Below are 16244 nucleotides of genomic sequence, written 5' to 3'. Positions count from 1 at the left end.
ATGCAATTTGATATCTTTGCTAGCCATTAACCACGTATCATTCAACATTTAAATGCGCCAATTTCAAATAACCCTTTCGTTGACGTTCGTGCTGATTGCCTTCAGCTTATCGAGCGTAGCGAGCATCGCTCGCCATACAGATTCGATTACGGTTACCCATATCGCACAGGAGGAAGGGTTGTCACAGCTTGGCGCGCTTGCGATGGATTTCGATGACAAAGGCTATCTATGGATCGGTACCGAAAACGGCTTGAATCGCTTCAACGGATATCAAATGAAAGTGTATAAGGCCAGCGACGCGGGGGGCAACCTACCTGATGACCATATCCGCTCCATGTATTATGCTAACGATACACTTTGGCTAGCTACCAACACACATTCGATATGTGCTTACTTGATGGCTGAAGACCGGTTCGTCGATTTCCAATCTCAACTTAATATTGAGCAATACCCGTTCGTCAAATTCGGCTATACACTGTATCCGGCCTCTGGGAGTCTTTTGATTGCGGGGACTATTGGCCACTGCGTATTGATCGATCGAAACAAGCTGACATTCGAGGTGCTATCAATTCCAGATGCGACCGATAACGATTACGTGACGTCGATTATGGAATTAAGCCCCCGGAGATACCTCGTCGGAACATATGCCAGCGGCGTGTATTTGCTTGATGTCGTTAACCGATCGATCCGTCCGATATCCGAATTGGCTCCGCTGAAGAGCAAATCAATAAATACCTTCTTCAAGTTGTCTCCAGAACGAATATTGATCGGAATAGAAGGCGGGCTATATGAATATCATGAAAAACATCGAGCGCTTCGAAAAATCAGGGATATCACGATAAAAAGCTTGCATCGATGGGATGATCATACCTTGTTGGCGGGCGGTTTCAACGAAGCCTACTTTATCCAGAACGACACATCATGGCAGAAAGTTATTTTTCTGGATCAGGCAGAAAGGGAATTGCAGGCTGATATCCTTCATGTAAAAAGAGATCAGCTAGGTGGAATATGGATCGGCACCGCCGGTAGAGGTGTTTTTTATTACCACCCCCACCAGCACAAATTTGTCCCTTCCCGCATAACAGCCAGTAATTCACCAAAAAAAGATTTTATCAGCATTTTCCATTTCATCCGGGACGGCGACAACCTGTGGATGGCTACCGACCTCGGGTTTGTACGGCATGATTTGCATCGTGGCGAATACAAACTATATCGGACCGATTTTCTCGAATATGCCCTAACGAAAGATGCAAACCAAACCATCTGGGCAGGCGGCTTTGGACAAGGCCTAGTAAGATACAACAGGCAGAAAGATCGCTTCGACCCTGTTCCATTGCCGTTCGCCGACAAAGACATCATCCAGATAACCCCTGTTTCGCCAGATACGGTTTGGGTGCACACTTGGTCGAGTGGCATCTATGCGCTCAATGTTCGCAACTATGGAGTCAACCCCCGTCAAATCCACGGTCAACAGCTTGTTCGATCACGAACCAGCTTCATCGATGCATCGGGCGCTATCTGGATCGGGAGTGACGAAGGATTATACCGTATAAAAGGCGATCAGTCTGTACACTACGACTCGCTATCAAACAGCCGGGTATTCGCAATCACCGAAGATCCCGAAAATAACATCTGGGTGGGTACAGCCAAGGGACTAAACTGCATTAACCCCAAAACAGGTCAGATCACGAAATATATCCAGCAACCCGGACTACCCAACGACTTCATCTACAGCGTAGAATCCGACCAGAAGGGCAATATCTGGGTTTCGACTAACTATGGCGTTTCCGTACTGGATCATCGACACCGGACATTCAAAAACTACACCGAAAATGATGGCCTCCAGAACAATGAGTTCAACGGAAAGGCAGGCTACAAAGACTCCATAGGTTACCTTTACTTTGGCGGCATGAATGGCTTCAATAGTTTTCATCCGGACAGCGTATACGTGAACCGAAAAGTGGGAAAAACATTAATCGAAAATGTTTACCTATTCGGCAGACCTATCTATAAGAACATACCTTATACGGATACCTTAACATTCTCTCATAACCAAAATGTTATCACGTTCGATTTCGCCAGTCTCAATTATCTTTGGGCAAAGAAAAATCGCTATCAATTTATCCTAGAGGGATTCGACAAAACATGGCGGCCAATCACGGCAGACCGGTCCACCACTTACACCAACCTAGATCCTGGCACATATACATTCAAAGTGAAGGGAAGTAACAACGAACTTCTGTGGGGTGAATCCGATACGATGACCATTATCATTCGGTCACCGTGGTACGCATCTATCTGGTTCCGTTTGGCGGCTGGCATTCTGCTGGTATTGGCAGTGGTAGGCACGTTCGCCTATAAGAGCTATAAACAAAAAAAAATGAACCTGAAGCTATTTGCTATGGTCAACACACGTACCGAAGAGCTTCACCAGGCTAACCAAGCACTCAACTTGTCTCTCGAAACAACCCAGAAACAAAAGGAAAATATCAGCTTCTTAATGCAGGAACTCAATCACCGTGTAAAAAACAACTTGCAGCTGATTACCAGCCTAATCGACATCCAAAGCTTTGAAATAGAAGATATGGCAATTCAGGAGAAGTTACGGATTTTGCAATCAAGGGTGTTTACGGTATCGAAAATACACGACATCTTTAACAATAAAAATACTGAAGACAGCATTCGTAGTGACCGATTCATCACCAATCTAGCGAATGACTTGATTGTATTCTCGGGCTTGGCTATCGATCTTGATATCAAAGTCGACCCAATTTATTTCCCGGTCAACAAGCTGACGCACCTGGGGTTGATCATGAACGAGCTCATCACCAATTCCATCAAACACGCATTTGTCGACCAGCAAGAAACCAAGCGGATCGGAATTCTCTTCGCCGACGAAAGTAATCAGTGGAAGTTCGTTTATCGCGATAATGGCAGTGGTTTCAAGAATATCGAGACAACCATAGATGGGAAGAAAGGAGTTAATCTCGTCAAAAACCTAGCTCGCGAGTTAAAAGGGACCATTACGCTTACAAACGACTCCGGAGCCGTATTTACCTGTTGCTTCCCAAAAACGAACACTATATGAGAAAGAAAGTCCTGATTCTTGAAGACGAAATCATCATCGCCAACAGCATTCAACTCCACCTGGAGGCTAATGGATACCACGTGGAAATCGCCACCGACCCCATCGATGCAGAAACCCTATTCGGGGAATCAACCTTCGATATCGTATTGTGTGACATCAACCTGAACCACGAAATCGACGGAATCAACTTTGTCGAAAATATCATACAGGACTCCGTACCTGTCGTCTTTCTGACCGCGTACAATGATCTCGATACCCTCAAAAGAGCAGAGGTAACATGTCCGTTTGCTTACTTGATCAAACCCTTCAATAAAGACCAGTTATTGGTTACCATTAACCTTTCCCTCGTGCACGCACGGAAGAAATTCCTCCATGCCACCATCCAACGGAATACGCCTATTCCTGATAAAATCGAATTGACGGGTCGAGAATTGGAAATATTGAAGCTGTTAGCTCAAGGCAAAACAACTGACGAAATCTCCGCGAGGTTGTTCATCAGTCCGTTTACCGTTGCTACACACCGCAGGAACATCCTTCGGAAAACCGAGGCTCGGAGCCTGATCGAGCTGATATCGCTGGCCGTGGAAAGAGCGTGGATTTAATTATTTCAATTCTGGCGGGACGGGTTTTTCCAACAAGTATTGGTAATAAAACCGAAAGCGTTCTTTACGATCATAGTTGGATTTTTCCTGACTAAATCCATGTCGGCTGCCCGGATATATCATCAATTCAAACGGTTTATCGCCGTTGGTCAATGCGTCCACCAACTGAATGGTATTCTGCATGTGCACATTATCGTCCATATCGCCGTGCAAGATCCGTAATACGCCTTTGTATTGGTCTACATAGGTAAGTACCGACCCCCTTTTATATCCATCGGGATTGTCCTGCGGCGTGTCCATAAAACGTTCGGTGTAATGAGTGTCATATAAATCCCAGCTGGTAACAGGGGCCCCTGCGATGCCAAAATCAAAATAAGCTGCGCCTTTGGTCAACGCCAGACAAGTGATATAGCCCCCATAACTATGCCCCGTGATGAGCAACTTGTCTTTGGCTACCCACGGCTTGCTTTTGAGCCATTTGGCAGCCGTGATGTAATCCACCATTTCCCAATGACCCAGGTTGCGGTGCATCAGCGCCACCCCTTCCTTGCCAAAATGGCCGGATGCACGGTGGTCTACACTGATTTGGATAATCCCCTCATTAGCCCAGTGCTGATTGGATATACCTTTCCATGTGTTGCGTACACTGCCGGCATCAGGCCCACCATAGATGCTGAAAATCACTGGGTATGGTTTGGTCTCGTCAAAATCCGTAGGCCAGGTGATGGTGGCAGGCAATTGATAACCATCCGGTGTGGGAATGCTGATCAGTTCGGTTTTGGCATAGTTATAATCATCAAAATCATCAGCCTTGCTATCTGCTAATTCCTTTACAAGCTTTCCTTTGTTGTCCAACAAGGCCACCTTGGGCGGAGTGCTTACGTTCGAATAGGTGGTAACGAAATGCTTGCCGTCTGGCGATACGGCAACTTGATGCGTATAATTACCGAAGGTCAAGCGTTTAGCGTTTTTGCCGCTGTAGTCTACACGGTAAAGGTCCACCGTGGCCGAGTGTTCTTTACGGGCTGTGAAATAAATCACTTTATTTTTCTCATCGACCAGTTCGAGAGAAGAAACTTGCCATTGGCCTGCGGTGATGGGGTTAATCAACGTGCCATCCAAGGTGTACAAGTAATAATGGGCCCAGCCGGTTTTATCGCTTTTTAGGATATAGTGGCGGTTATCTTTCAGGTAGGTAATCCGCTCTTCGTGACTAAGGTCGATCCAGGCATCCTGCTTTTCATCGTAGATTTCTTTCTTGGCTCCGGTATGCGGGTCCACCTCATAAAACTTGAGGTTGGTCTGGTCACGATTCATCCATTGTACCATCAGATTACTGCTATCGAAGCTCCAATACGGTTGACCGAAATACTGGTCGTCTTTTTCATTGAAATCAGCCCAGGTCACTTGCCCACCTTCTACGGGCACAAACCCCACTTTTACTTCCGGATTGGGATCACCTGCCTTGGGGTACCGTGTCTGCTCCACATATCCATGTTGCCCGGTAGCGCCATAGATCGGGAACATGGGGACCTGGGTATCATCGAATCGCATAAAGGCGAGTGTCTTACTATCGGGGGCCCACCAAAAGGCTTTGTAACGGGAGCTGCGACCCAGGATTTCTTCGAAATACACCCAGGAGGCCCATCCGTTGTAGATCACGTCTGTCGCATCCTTGGTATAGCGGATTTCGCGACCGTCGGTCACCTGTATGGCATAGAGGTCGTTGTCGCGCGTGAAGGCAACATATTGATTATCTGGCGACAATGTTGGATTTTTCTCTTCTATATCGGGCGACTGGGTCAGGCGCTTCTCGGCATGATCACCTCGACGGATATAAACATCATTTTCTTTTACATACACCTCCACATCGCTGTTAGGGGGAGGTATATAGGCCGTTCGGTCTCCGGTTTTGATGTGTACGCGGTACTGCTGCCGTGTCGTCGCATCGACTTCAATGTAATGCTGATCGTCTGCCCAGCTCTGAATCGTATAGATTGATTTGGTGAGCGACGGCTTCTGACCAAAAATCTGCTCCAGTTCCAACCGTTTGGTTTGAGCAGCTGTCTGGGACACAAAAAACAGGAATATCCCTATTACCCCGTAAAGTTTACTATTCATATGTGTATTGTTTGCTTACTTGTGTCGATTACACCACCACATTCACAATCCTACCCTTCACAAAAATCACTTTCCTTACGGGCTTACCGTCCAAATAGCGCTGTACATCCTCGTTGGCTAATACCGCCCTTTCGACTTCGGGTTGATCCATATCAAGTGGCAGGATTAGATTTGTCCGGGTTTTACCATTCACCGAAACGGGATACGAGAATTCACTTTCCACGAGGTAGTCCGGGTTGAAAGCGGGATACGCCGCATACGAAAGTGTACCCGGCTCATTCCCCAACAATCCCCACAGCTCCTCGGTGATGTGCGGCGCATAAGAATGCAATACTACGGTTAGGTCCTGCAAAATGGCCCGCTTGTTGCATTTCAGGTCGGTCAGTTCATTCACACAGATCATAAAAGACGATACCGAGGTATTGAAAGAAAAACGTTCGATATCTTCTTCGACCTTCTTGATGATTTTGTGTAAAGCTTTCCACTCGGCTTTGGTAGGCGCCGTATCACTAACCGCAAAGTTACCCGAAGCATCATGGAAAAGTTTCCACAGCTTGCGTAGAAACTTATAAACGCCTTCAATGCCATTGGTATTCCATGGTTTGCTTTGCTCCAACGGGCCCAGGAACATTTCGTACATCCGCAAGGTATCGGCACCATACTGATCGATAATATCATCCGGATTCACGACATTATACTTGGATTTCGACATCTTCTCCACTTCATGACCACAAACGTACTTCCCGTTTTCTAGAACAAATTCGGCATCGGCAAAGTCAGGCCTGAATTGGCGAAATTTCTCCAAATTAAGCACATCATTGCTCACGATATTGACATCTACATGCAATGGTATTGTTCGGTATTCATCTTTCAGCCCATAGGAAACAAAGGTATTCGTACCCTTTCCTTGTGCATCAAGCACCCGATACACGAAATTGCTCCGCCCCTGGATCATCCCTTGATTGATGAGCTTCTTGAACGGTTCCTCCTCAGGCACATATCCCATATCCTTGAGGAATTTATTCCAAAAACGACTGTAAAGCAGATGCCCCGTCGCATGTTCTGATCCACCGATGTACAAATCAACATCGCGCCAATAGTTGATCGCTTCTGCTGATGCGAATTCCCGTGAGTTTTGTGTATCCATATACCGATACCAATACCAACTGGAGCCTGCCCAGCCGGGCATCGTACTTAGTTCATACTCGAATTCGCCTCGATATTTCCAGCCTTTGGAGCGACCAAGCGGTGGTTCCCCGGTTTCCGTGGGTAGGTATTTATCCACATCGGGGAGCAATAGGGGCAATTCGGCTTCTTCAATCAATTTTGGTAATCCGCCATCGAAATAAACAGGCACCGGTTCGCCCCAATAGCGTTGACGGCCAAAGATGGCATCGCGCATCCGGTAGTTAATCGTGGCTTTGCCCGCACCAATTTCTTCTAGTTTGGCGATCAACACGTCGACGGCTTCCTGGTACGCCAAGCCATTGATGATATCTGAATTGATGTATCGGCCTTCCTTAGTGGAATCTGCCTGTCCATCCAATTGCTGCGCGTCCGATATCGCTACGATGGGTAAACCGAAATGCGTAGAAAACAGATAATCGCGCTGGTCGCCCGATGGCACCGCCATCACGGCACCTGTACCGTAGCCAGCCAATACATAGTCGGCAATCCAAATGGGCACGTCTTTTCCGGTAAGCGGATGTACGGCATGACTGCCGGTAAATGCGCCCGAAACCGCCCTGACATCAGCCATGCGATCGAGCTCGGATTTCTTTTGGGTTTGTGCGATATAGGCTGCTATTTCTGCTTGCTGACCCGGAGTGGTCAAACGGGACACCCATTCATGCTCGGGTGCTAGCACCAATGCATTTACACCGTAGATCGTATCTACGCGCGTGGTAAACACCTCGATATATTCACCATCACCGAGCGTAGGCACGTCAAAACGCACACTGGCACCTATACTCTTACCGATCCAATTACGCTGCATTTCCACAAGCGGTTCCGGCCAATCGATGGTCGCCAAGCCATTAAGCAGACGCTCAGCATATGCGGTGATGCGCATGCTCCATTGCATCATCTTCTTTTGTTCAACGGGATAGCCACCTCGTTCGGATACACCATTGACCACTTCATCATTAGCCAGTACCGTGCCCAATGCCGGACACCAGTTGACGGTACTTTCGCGCAGATAGGCCAACCGGTATTTCAACAATTCCAACTGCTTTTCAGCTGCACTGAAAACGCCCCACTCGTGGGCCGTGAATGAACGCACATCGTCGTCGCAAACCGCACGCACATCTTTGGAACCGTGGCTTTCAAAATGAGCGATCAGGCTGCTAATAGGCTCGGCTCGGTCTGACAAGCGATTGTACCACGCGTCGAAAAGCCGCATGAATATCCATTGAGTCCATTTATAATAAGAAGGATCACTGGTACGCACCTCCCTACTCCAGTCAAAAGAAAAACCGATATTATCCAGCTGCTCGCGGTAACGCTTGATATTGGCTTCCGTAGTCACAGCCGGATGCTGTCCGGTCTGGATGGCATACTGCTCGGCCGGGAGGCCGAATGAGTCATAACCCATCGGATGGAGCACGTTGAATCCCTTCAGTCGCTTATAGCGCGCAAAGATATCAGAAGCAATATAACCCAATGGATGGCCCACATGCAATCCAGCACCCGATGGGTAGGGAAACATATCCAAAACATAATATTTTGGCTTTTCAGACGTATTATCTACACGGAATGTATGATGCTCCGCCCAATATTTTTGCCACTTTTTCTCAATCGCACGATGATGATAATCCATGTATCTCGGAAATTATATAAGAACGGCGAAAATACAAAAAATCTCAATCAATGGCCGATATCTCATATCTTATCAGTAATTTCGCCTCCAAATTGATGCGTTGATGGAAGCATTTGAAGTAAGTACATCCTCAAAAAAGACCAAATCCGTATATATCTCCACGGTTATCAGCATTGCCTTGGTATTACTGATGACAGGTCTTTTGGGTTTATTGCTCGTTCATGCAAAAAATCTGTCCAATTACGTGAAGGAAAACATTGTGCTCAACATCATCATGAATGATGGGGTGAGCGAAGGCAATGTGCTCGCATACCAGAAAAAGCTTGAATCGGACAACTACGTCCTGCGTTCACAGTACATCAGTAAGGAACTGGCTGCAAAGAACCTTTCTGAGGAATTGGGAGAGGATTTCGTCGAGTTTCTCGGCCATAACCCATTGCTTTCTTCCATCGACATTTACCTGAAAGCCGAATACGCAAATACCGATAGTATCCAGACGTTTATCAAAAAAGTATCCGCTAACGATATGGTCAAGGAAGTGGTGTACCAGGAGTCACTGATCGATATGGTCAATAAAAACATCCGTTCCATCGGTATTGTCATCCTGGCGTTCACCGCCCTCCTGTTGGTCATTGCCGTTGCGCTGATTAACAACACCATCCGCCTGGCCATTTATTCGCAGCGTTTTCTCATCAAAAGCATGCAGATGGTTGGCGCCACCAGGGGCTTTATCAGAAAGCCTTTTCTGGGCTATGGTATCCTACATGGTTTACTGGGCGCGCTCATTGCGATTCTGTTGCTCTTGCTTACGCTGCATCTAGGCCAACGGGAGATTCCCGAATTGGTGTTTTTGCGCAATTGGTATGAATTTGTCATTATATTTATCATTGTGGCTGGGCTCGGCATCCTGATTTCGGGATTGAGCACTTATTTCGCCGTAAGCAAGTACCTGCGGTTGAAATCCGCCGAACTTTACAGATAATCATAGCTTATGTCATCGCACAAAAAAACCCAACAGCCACAAAAGGCTTCGTTTGTATTCGGCAAACGGAATTATCAGCTCTTTTTGCTGAGTATAGCCGTAGTCATCCTTGGTTTTATACTGATGGCGGGAACAGAGGACATCTATAGTTTTACCAAAATCACGCTAGCCCCGCTGGTCGTTGTTATCGGCTTCGCGCTGGGCATTGTGTCGATTTTGATAAAACCTAAAAACCAGCGAGACAATTAATGACTTTATTTGAAGTGATTGTGCTGGCCATCATTGAGGGCCTCACAGAATTTTTACCGGTGTCGTCAACCGGTCACATGATTATTGCGACCGCCTTAATGGGAATTTCCCCTACCCCATTTGTTAAACTATTCACTATCGCCGTCCAATTGGGCACTATCCTGTCCGTATTGGCATTGTATTACCGCCGCTTTTTCCGCTCGCTTGCTTTTTATTACAAACTGGTTGTGGCTGCGATTCCCGCTTCCATATTCGGTTTTTTATTCAGTGATGAAATCGATGGGTTGCTTGAAAGCCCGTTGGTGGTGGGTATTACACTGGTCATCGGCGGCATTATTTTATTGTTTGTGGATAGGTGGTTCAACAAACCAACTATAGACAATTCAGACGAAATCAGTTATGGGCAGGCGTTGAAAATCGGATTTTTCCAGTGCTTGGCACTTATACCGGGTACTTCTCGGTCAGCCAGTACCATTGTAGGAGGCATGACGCAGAACCTGACCCGCAAAGCGGCGGCCGAATTTTCGTTCTTTCTAGCCATTCCCATGATGTTTGGTGCTACTGTACTCAAGTTGAAAGATCATTTTGATAACGGCAATGGACTTAGTGACCAGGAAATCAACCAGCTGATCATTGGCAATGTCATCGGATTCATTGTCGCTATTGTTGCCATCAAATCGTTTATCGGAATCGTTTCCAAATATGGCTTCAAGGCGTTCGGTTGGTACCGAATCGTGGTTGGTGGGATCATCATCGCCATGCTACTTAGTGGCCACAGCTTGCAGATTCTATAATGGCACAAAGCACTCATCATGCATTCCGTTTTGCCGAAGGCGAAGTATTGCTAGTGGATAAACCTTTGCGTTGGACCAGCTTCGACGTGGTGCATAAAATACGTAATGCCATCAAGCCACTAAAAGTGAAAGTAGGTCACGCCGGCACACTCGATCCCTTGGCGACCGGCCTTCTTGTTATTTGTACAGGAAAATTCACAAAAAGGATCGATGAATTGCAAGCACAGGAAAAAGAGTATATAGGTACCATTACATTGGGTGCCACGACACCTTCTTACGACCTCGAGCAGGAAATCGATCAGCGATTTGATCTCTCGGGTATCACGCGTGAACAGCTTTTGGAAACCGCTGCGTCTTTCATTGGCGAGATCGATCAGGTGCCTCCAGCTCATTCCGCAATAAAAATAGATGGGGAACGTGTGTACGAAAAAGCGCGACGCGGAGAAACGGTCGTCGTCAAATCCCGAAGGGTACATATCCGTGAATTCGAGGTGACAAACATCGCCATGCCCCATATCGATTTTAGAGTAGTGTGTAGCAAAGGTACCTATATCCGGTCATTGGCACATGATTTCGGAAAGGCGCTAAGCAACGGTGCGCACCTGAGCCGCTTACGACGAACAAAGAACGGTGATTATGGAGTGGATAAGGCTTGGCAACTACCCGATTTGGTGAAACGTATAAAGGACGTTACTTTTGTAGCATCAGATGAAAATATACAGAAACCTTGAGGATTTCATCCCGCTGGATAATGCCGTGGTAACCATCGGTACGTTTGATGGCGTACATGTGGGCCATCAAAAGATATTGAGTACCCTGAGGGAATCGGCTAGATCAACCAACGGCGAAACAGTGTTGCTTACGTTTTTTCCGCATCCACGCATGATCCTCCACCCCGAGGACGATAGCCTGCGAATTATCAGCGATATCGAGGAAAAGGTACAGCGCTTGGCCGAAGCGGGAATAGACCATTTGATTATCACTCCATTTACCCGCGATTTCTCTAATCTTTCGCCGGAAGCATACATCCGGGAGGTACTTGTTGGGAAAATCGGCACCAAAAAAATCGTCATCGGATACGACCATCGATTCGGTAAAGACCGCAAGGGGTCACTGAAAGACCTACTTGAACACGCCGAAATCTATGGTTATTCCGTCGAACAAATTCCCGAACAAGACATCAACGATGTGGCCGTATCATCGACCAAGATCCGCGAAGCCCTTATTAAAGGGGATATCGACACGGCAAATGCCTGTTTGGGATATCCGTTTCAATTGACTGGGAAGGTCATCAGAGGTAACCAGTTGGGCCGAAACATCGGCTATCCCACTGCCAACTTGCAGGTACAGGAAAGTCATAAACTTATTCCAGCATATGGCATCTATGCGGTTGAAGCGCTTATCGTCGAACCGGCCGACATCAAAACCGGCCCGTATGTACCCAATCCACCAGCATCCATTGTCAAAGGGATGGGATACATAGGTACAAGACCAACGGTCGATGGGATAAGTCGAAGCATTGAAGTGCATTTGTTCGATTTTAGCGGAGATATCTATGGGCAGACGCTTCGTGTCAAGTTCCTCCATTTTGTCCGGCACGACCAATGGTTCGATACCATGCAGGAAATGATTGACCAAATGGCAGTAGACGAACAGCAGATTAAGGAGTTATTTAATCGTAAGTCGTAACCCCTATCGGGGTACACCGGAGCAATTTATGCACTAAAATACGCGCGTACGTTTTTGCCTTCCACCCAATTCATATAAGCCCTATTGACCACACGATTGCCCCCAGGAGTCGGGTAATCGCCAGAAAAATACCAATCACCTTTGTGATCAGGACATGCGATGTGTAGATTTTCCAATCGTTGGTAAATCACTTCCACTTCAGCATTGATGCGCGTACCGCGGATGATCGCCGCAATTTCCGTGGAAATCTCCTCGTCTGTAAATGGCGCATAAATTGCCTTCACATAATTTTCCACCTGATCCTTGGGCAACTCCAGCGATTTCAGACACTGGCGGTACACTTCTTCCACGACATGCCCTAGTCCGCTCTTATACAGCAGCGAAACGGCGGCTTCGAATGCTATGAATTCACCCAAGCGCGACATGTCGATACCATAGCAGTCGGGATAACGGATCTGAGGCGCTGAGGAGACGATGATGATTTTCTTAGGATTGAGGCGATCGAGGATAGTCAAGATACTTTGTTTGAGGGTGGTCCCCCTCACAATCGAATCGTCTACCGCTACGACGGTATCCTCGTGGTCTTTCACAATACCATAGGTGGTGTCATACACGTGTTGTACCATATCCTGCCGGTCGGCATCTTGTGTAATGAATGTGCGGAGCTTGGCATCTTTGATATTGAGTTTTTCAAAACGCGGTGAAATACTTAGCATTTCATTTAGCTCCTCATCCGAAATTTTATCAACCCGATTGAGTAGTGTGTCTTTCTGTAGCTTACGCACGTACTCGTTGATTCCCTCTTCGATTCCATAAAATGCCACTTCAGCGGTATTCGGTATGTAGGAAAAAACCGTATTCTTGATATCCGAGTCGATGGCATTCAGAATTTGCGGGCACAGCAATCTACCCAAATGCTTGCGTTCCTGGTAAATGGCTGCGTCACTACCCCGCGAAAAATAAATCCGTTCAAACGAGCACGATTTCTTTTCCACCGGATCACGGAACATTTCCTCGGTGATGGAACCATCCTTTTTCACAATCAGTGCATACCCCGGCTTCACCTCACTGATTTCCCCGATCTTAACGTTGAAAGCCGTCTGGATGGCGGGGCGCTCCGAGGCAACTACCAATACCTCGTCGTTGACATAATAATAAGCTGGCCTGATGCCCGCGGGGTCACGCATCACGAAGGCATCCCCATGGCCAACGATACCGGCAATGGTGTATCCGCCATCCCAGGTCTTGGCTGATTTACGCAGAATCCGGGCAATGTCAAGGTGCTCCGCGATTAAACCGCTGATCTCGACATTGCTATGGCCTTGCTGTTTGAATTTATCGAATTGTTCTTGGTTTTCAGCGTCGAGAAAATGGCCAATTTTTTCCAATACGGTAACGGTGTCTGCCTTTTCCTTTGGATGTTGCCCCAACTCATATAACTGTTCGAGCAACTCGTCAACATTGGTCATATTGAAGTTACCTGCCAGCACCAGATTACGTGTCATCCAATTGTTCTGACGTAAAAAAGGGTGACAGCTCTCGATACTGTTTTTTCCATGCGTACCATATCGCAGATGTCCCATCAGCACTTCTCCCGTAAAACTGACATTATCCTTAAGCCATTGGCTATCGGCAAATCGGTCGGGGTAGGCACGCTGCACCGTGGCGAACTTTTTCTGTACGTACTCGAAAATATCAGCAACCGCATTAGGCGCCATAGATCGATAACGGCTGATGTAGCGGTTACCGGGCTTCACGTCGAACTTGATGGTGGCAATTCCGGCACCGTCCTGCCCGCGGTTGTGCTGCTTTTCCATCAATAGATACAGCTTATTGATGCCATATAAGGCCGTACCGTACTTTTCCTGATAATATGAAAGGGGTTTTAACAGGCGAACTAGTGCGATACCGCACTCATGTTTAATAGCGTCACTCATGTTATGCTTTGAGCATGCAAAGGTACGCAAATTATTTATTTGGTATGCAAATAAAAATGCAAGCAGATGTAACATCATAATCCAAAACAAAGTTGTAAAGCACAACAAGTATCCTTAATTTCGCGCCATAATTGCACACAGCATGTCCCAAAAAATACAGCGACAGCCTGAGCTTTCGTTTGAAAATACCGAAATCGCATTCCGAGGTAAAAGCGACGGTGACCTCAACAGGGCGTATTGGTTGTTCAAAATTATCGGCAGTAATTTTCTGACACGAATAGGGCCACCCCTTGCCAATTTTGCACTAAACGTCGGACTGCCCGTAAAAGGTTTCATCCGCACCACTATTTTCAACCATTTCTGTGGCGGGGAAACCATCGAGGGCTGCGTGCCGACCATTGAGCGCATAGCCAATCAACAGGTGGAAACTATCCTCGATTATTCTGTTGAGGGCGAAGATGCCGAAGCGGTTTTCGATGAGACATGCAGCGAGATTTTGCGCACGGTAACCTACGCAAAGACCAATCCGAATATATCCTTTTCAGTCTTCAAACCTACCGGGCTCGGCAGGTTTGAGCTATTCGAAAAAATCAACGATAAGCAACAACTCACCGCAGAGGAAGAGTCGGAATATGGTCGCATCCAGAAGCGTGTGGAACGCATCTGTCAAGCCTGCTATGATGGTGATGTAAAGGTGTTGATTGATGCGGAACATTCGTGGATACAGGATGTCATCGACGATCTTGCACGAGAAATGATGCGACGTTATAATCGCCGGGCGCCTATTGTGTACAACACGTATCAGCTTTATCGTCATGACAAGCTTGCTTCCCTTCAGGCCGACTATTATTTGGCAGAAGCGGATGGCTTTTTCCTGGGCGCTAAGCTGGTGCGGGGTGCTTATATGGAAATCGAACGGGAACGTGCTGCCGAATATGGATACAGCTCGCCTATCCAGCTCAACAAGGAAGAAACCGACCGTGATTTTAACTTGGCTATACAATTCTGCCTTGACCACGTTGACCGTATCGGATTCGTGGCAGGCACGCACAACGAAGCAAGTAGTAGGTTATTGGCTGAAGAGATGGATCGTCGGCAACTACCCCACAATCACCCCCACATTCATTTTGCCCAATTATTGGGTATGAGCGACAACCTGAGCTTTAACCTTGCAGCAGCGGGGTATCAGGTAGCCAAGTATATGCCTTACGGTCCGGTAAAAGCGGTAATGCCCTACCTGTTCAGGAGGGCTCAAGAAAACACTTCCGTGGCCGGGCAAACGGGCCGGGAGCTTTCGCTTATCGCGAAAGAGAAAAAGAGGAGGAAATCCAATAGATGACAACAGAGACAATCATAAACGAAAAACTCGAGAAGCTTACCAAAATAAGCAGTAAAAAGGATTACGGGGCCTTCCTATACGATTGCGATGGTACGCTTGCAGACAATATGCATGCGCATAGGGCAGCGTATGGTAAGGCAGCAGCGCAATATGGCATCGCATTAGATACCGCGATTATCGACGAGTTGGCCGGATGGCCAACGGTATTAATTGCACAGGAAATCAATAAGCGTTATCAAACCAACGTGCCCCCCAGTGATTTTGCCACGTTGAAATCAACCATTTTTTTCGAGGATTTCATTGCGCAGACGCCGCCTATTGACTTTGTAGTCCGGCATTTGAAAAGCCACATCGGCAAGGTCCGTATTGGTGTCGTCTCCGGTGGAAGCCGTAAAACGGTTACGAGAACACTCACGGTCATCGGATTGATTGACGACATCGAAACGCTGGTCTGTGCAGACGATACGGAACGGGGCAAGCCCTATCCCGACCCTTTTTTGCGGGCAGCCCAACAGCTCAGGGTTGCACCCCAGGATTGCTTGGTCTTTGAAGACGGCAATCCTGGCGTACAAGGGGCAATTTCCGCAGGCATGGATTGGGTACGGATTGACGAAATCGTATAACT

General features: G+C 47.2%; 12 protein-coding genes. 9 read left to right on the top strand and 3 right to left on the bottom strand.

The features are described 5' to 3' along the window. The first annotated feature begins 52 nt into the window (after positions 1 to 52). The gene (locus IEV98_RS09815; RefSeq protein ID WP_188505665.1) at positions 53 to 3088 is read left to right on the top strand and encodes a ligand-binding sensor domain-containing protein; all 3036 of its coding nucleotides are present in this window, start codon (positions 53 to 55) and stop codon (positions 3086 to 3088) included. Continuing rightward, on the top strand, positions 3085 to 3690 hold the full coding sequence (locus IEV98_RS24590) for a response regulator transcription factor (RefSeq protein ID WP_188505664.1): 606 nt from the start codon (positions 3085 to 3087) through the stop codon (positions 3688 to 3690). Before IEV98_RS09815 ends, IEV98_RS24590 begins: the two co-directional genes overlap by 4 nt. Here the strand turns inward: IEV98_RS24590 and IEV98_RS09805 are convergent, their stop codons facing one another. Further along, positions 3691 to 5811, bottom strand: coding sequence for a S9 family peptidase (locus tag IEV98_RS09805; RefSeq protein ID WP_188505663.1), 2121 nt, complete (start codon positions 5809 to 5811; stop codon positions 3691 to 3693). Positions 5812 to 5839: 28 nt separating this feature from the next. Next, positions 5840 to 8629, bottom strand: coding sequence for a leucine--tRNA ligase (gene leuS / locus IEV98_RS09800; RefSeq protein ID WP_188505662.1), 2790 nt, complete (start codon positions 8627 to 8629; stop codon positions 5840 to 5842). Between the two features lie 103 nt (positions 8630 to 8732). On the opposite strand from leuS, the gene IEV98_RS09795 reads away from it, so the two are divergent. The 5 genes from IEV98_RS09795 to IEV98_RS09775 are packed head-to-tail and all read left to right on the top strand — an operon-like array spanning position 8733 to position 12343. After that, positions 8733 to 9611 (top strand): cell division protein FtsX, encoded by an 879-nt coding sequence (locus IEV98_RS09795; protein ID WP_188505661.1) that lies wholly within the window; start codon positions 8733 to 8735, stop codon positions 9609 to 9611. Positions 9612 to 9620: 9 nt separating this feature from the next. Then, complete coding sequence (locus IEV98_RS09790) at positions 9621 to 9860, top strand: DUF3098 domain-containing protein (protein ID WP_188505660.1); 240 nt, start codon at positions 9621 to 9623, stop codon at positions 9858 to 9860. After that, positions 9860 to 10654, top strand: a complete 795-nt coding sequence (locus tag IEV98_RS09785) for an undecaprenyl-diphosphate phosphatase (RefSeq protein WP_188505659.1) — start codon at positions 9860 to 9862, stop codon at positions 10652 to 10654. Before IEV98_RS09790 ends, IEV98_RS09785 begins: the two co-directional genes overlap by 1 nt. Continuing rightward, on the top strand, positions 10654 to 11385 hold the full coding sequence (gene truB / locus IEV98_RS09780; RefSeq protein ID WP_188505658.1) for a tRNA pseudouridine(55) synthase TruB: 732 nt from the start codon (positions 10654 to 10656) through the stop codon (positions 11383 to 11385). The genes IEV98_RS09785 and truB overlap by 1 nt, the downstream gene beginning before the upstream one ends. Further along, positions 11363 to 12343 carry a bifunctional riboflavin kinase/FAD synthetase gene (locus tag IEV98_RS09775; RefSeq protein ID WP_188505657.1) on the top strand — a complete coding sequence of 327 codons (981 nt, stop codon included), beginning with the start codon at positions 11363 to 11365 and terminating at the stop codon, positions 12341 to 12343. Before truB ends, IEV98_RS09775 begins: the two co-directional genes overlap by 23 nt. Positions 12344 to 12369: 26 nt before the next feature. On the opposite strand, the gene IEV98_RS09770 is transcribed toward IEV98_RS09775, so the two are convergent. After that, positions 12370 to 14280 carry an amidophosphoribosyltransferase gene (locus IEV98_RS09770; RefSeq protein ID WP_188505656.1) on the bottom strand — a complete coding sequence of 637 codons (1911 nt, stop codon included), beginning with the start codon at positions 14278 to 14280 and terminating at the stop codon, positions 12370 to 12372. A gap of 142 nt (positions 14281 to 14422) precedes the next feature. On the opposite strand from IEV98_RS09770, the gene IEV98_RS09765 reads away from it, so the two are divergent. Both IEV98_RS09765 and IEV98_RS09760 read left to right on the top strand, forming a co-directional pair. Then, a complete protein-coding gene (locus IEV98_RS09765) occupies positions 14423 to 15619 on the top strand; it encodes a proline dehydrogenase family protein (protein WP_188505655.1) in 1197 nt (398 codons plus the stop codon). Beyond that, positions 15616 to 16242, top strand: a complete 627-nt coding sequence (locus IEV98_RS09760) for an HAD family hydrolase (protein WP_188505654.1) — start codon at positions 15616 to 15618, stop codon at positions 16240 to 16242. The genes IEV98_RS09765 and IEV98_RS09760 overlap by 4 nt, the downstream gene beginning before the upstream one ends. Positions 16243 to 16244 lie beyond the last annotated feature (2 nt).

Source organism: Parapedobacter pyrenivorans (assembly GCF_014636865.1).
Taxonomy (GTDB): domain Bacteria; phylum Bacteroidota; class Bacteroidia; order Sphingobacteriales; family Sphingobacteriaceae; genus Parapedobacter; species Parapedobacter pyrenivorans.
The sequence above is the reverse complement of the archived record's forward strand: the minus strand, read 5'-3'. Positions and strand labels throughout refer to the sequence as shown.

Coding starts and splice junctions, on each gene's coding strand:
- IEV98_RS09815 (WP_188505665.1), top strand. CDS start 53: ATGCGCCAATTTCAAATAACCCTTTCGTTGACGTTCGTGCTGATTGCC.
- IEV98_RS24590 (WP_188505664.1), top strand. CDS start 3,085: ATGAGAAAGAAAGTCCTGATTCTTGAAGACGAAATCATCATCGCCAAC.
- IEV98_RS09805 (WP_188505663.1), bottom strand. CDS start 5,811: ATGAATAGTAAACTTTACGGGGTAATAGGGATATTCCTGTTTTTTGTG.
- leuS (WP_188505662.1), bottom strand. CDS start 8,629: ATGGATTATCATCATCGTGCGATTGAGAAAAAGTGGCAAAAATATTGG.
- IEV98_RS09795 (WP_188505661.1), top strand. CDS start 8,733: ATGGAAGCATTTGAAGTAAGTACATCCTCAAAAAAGACCAAATCCGTA.
- IEV98_RS09790 (WP_188505660.1), top strand. CDS start 9,621: ATGTCATCGCACAAAAAAACCCAACAGCCACAAAAGGCTTCGTTTGTA.
- IEV98_RS09785 (WP_188505659.1), top strand. CDS start 9,860: ATGACTTTATTTGAAGTGATTGTGCTGGCCATCATTGAGGGCCTCACA.
- truB (WP_188505658.1), top strand. CDS start 10,654: ATGGCACAAAGCACTCATCATGCATTCCGTTTTGCCGAAGGCGAAGTA.
- IEV98_RS09775 (WP_188505657.1), top strand. CDS start 11,363: ATGAAAATATACAGAAACCTTGAGGATTTCATCCCGCTGGATAATGCC.
- IEV98_RS09770 (WP_188505656.1), bottom strand. CDS start 14,280: ATGAGTGACGCTATTAAACATGAGTGCGGTATCGCACTAGTTCGCCTG.
- IEV98_RS09765 (WP_188505655.1), top strand. CDS start 14,423: ATGTCCCAAAAAATACAGCGACAGCCTGAGCTTTCGTTTGAAAATACC.
- IEV98_RS09760 (WP_188505654.1), top strand. CDS start 15,616: ATGACAACAGAGACAATCATAAACGAAAAACTCGAGAAGCTTACCAAA.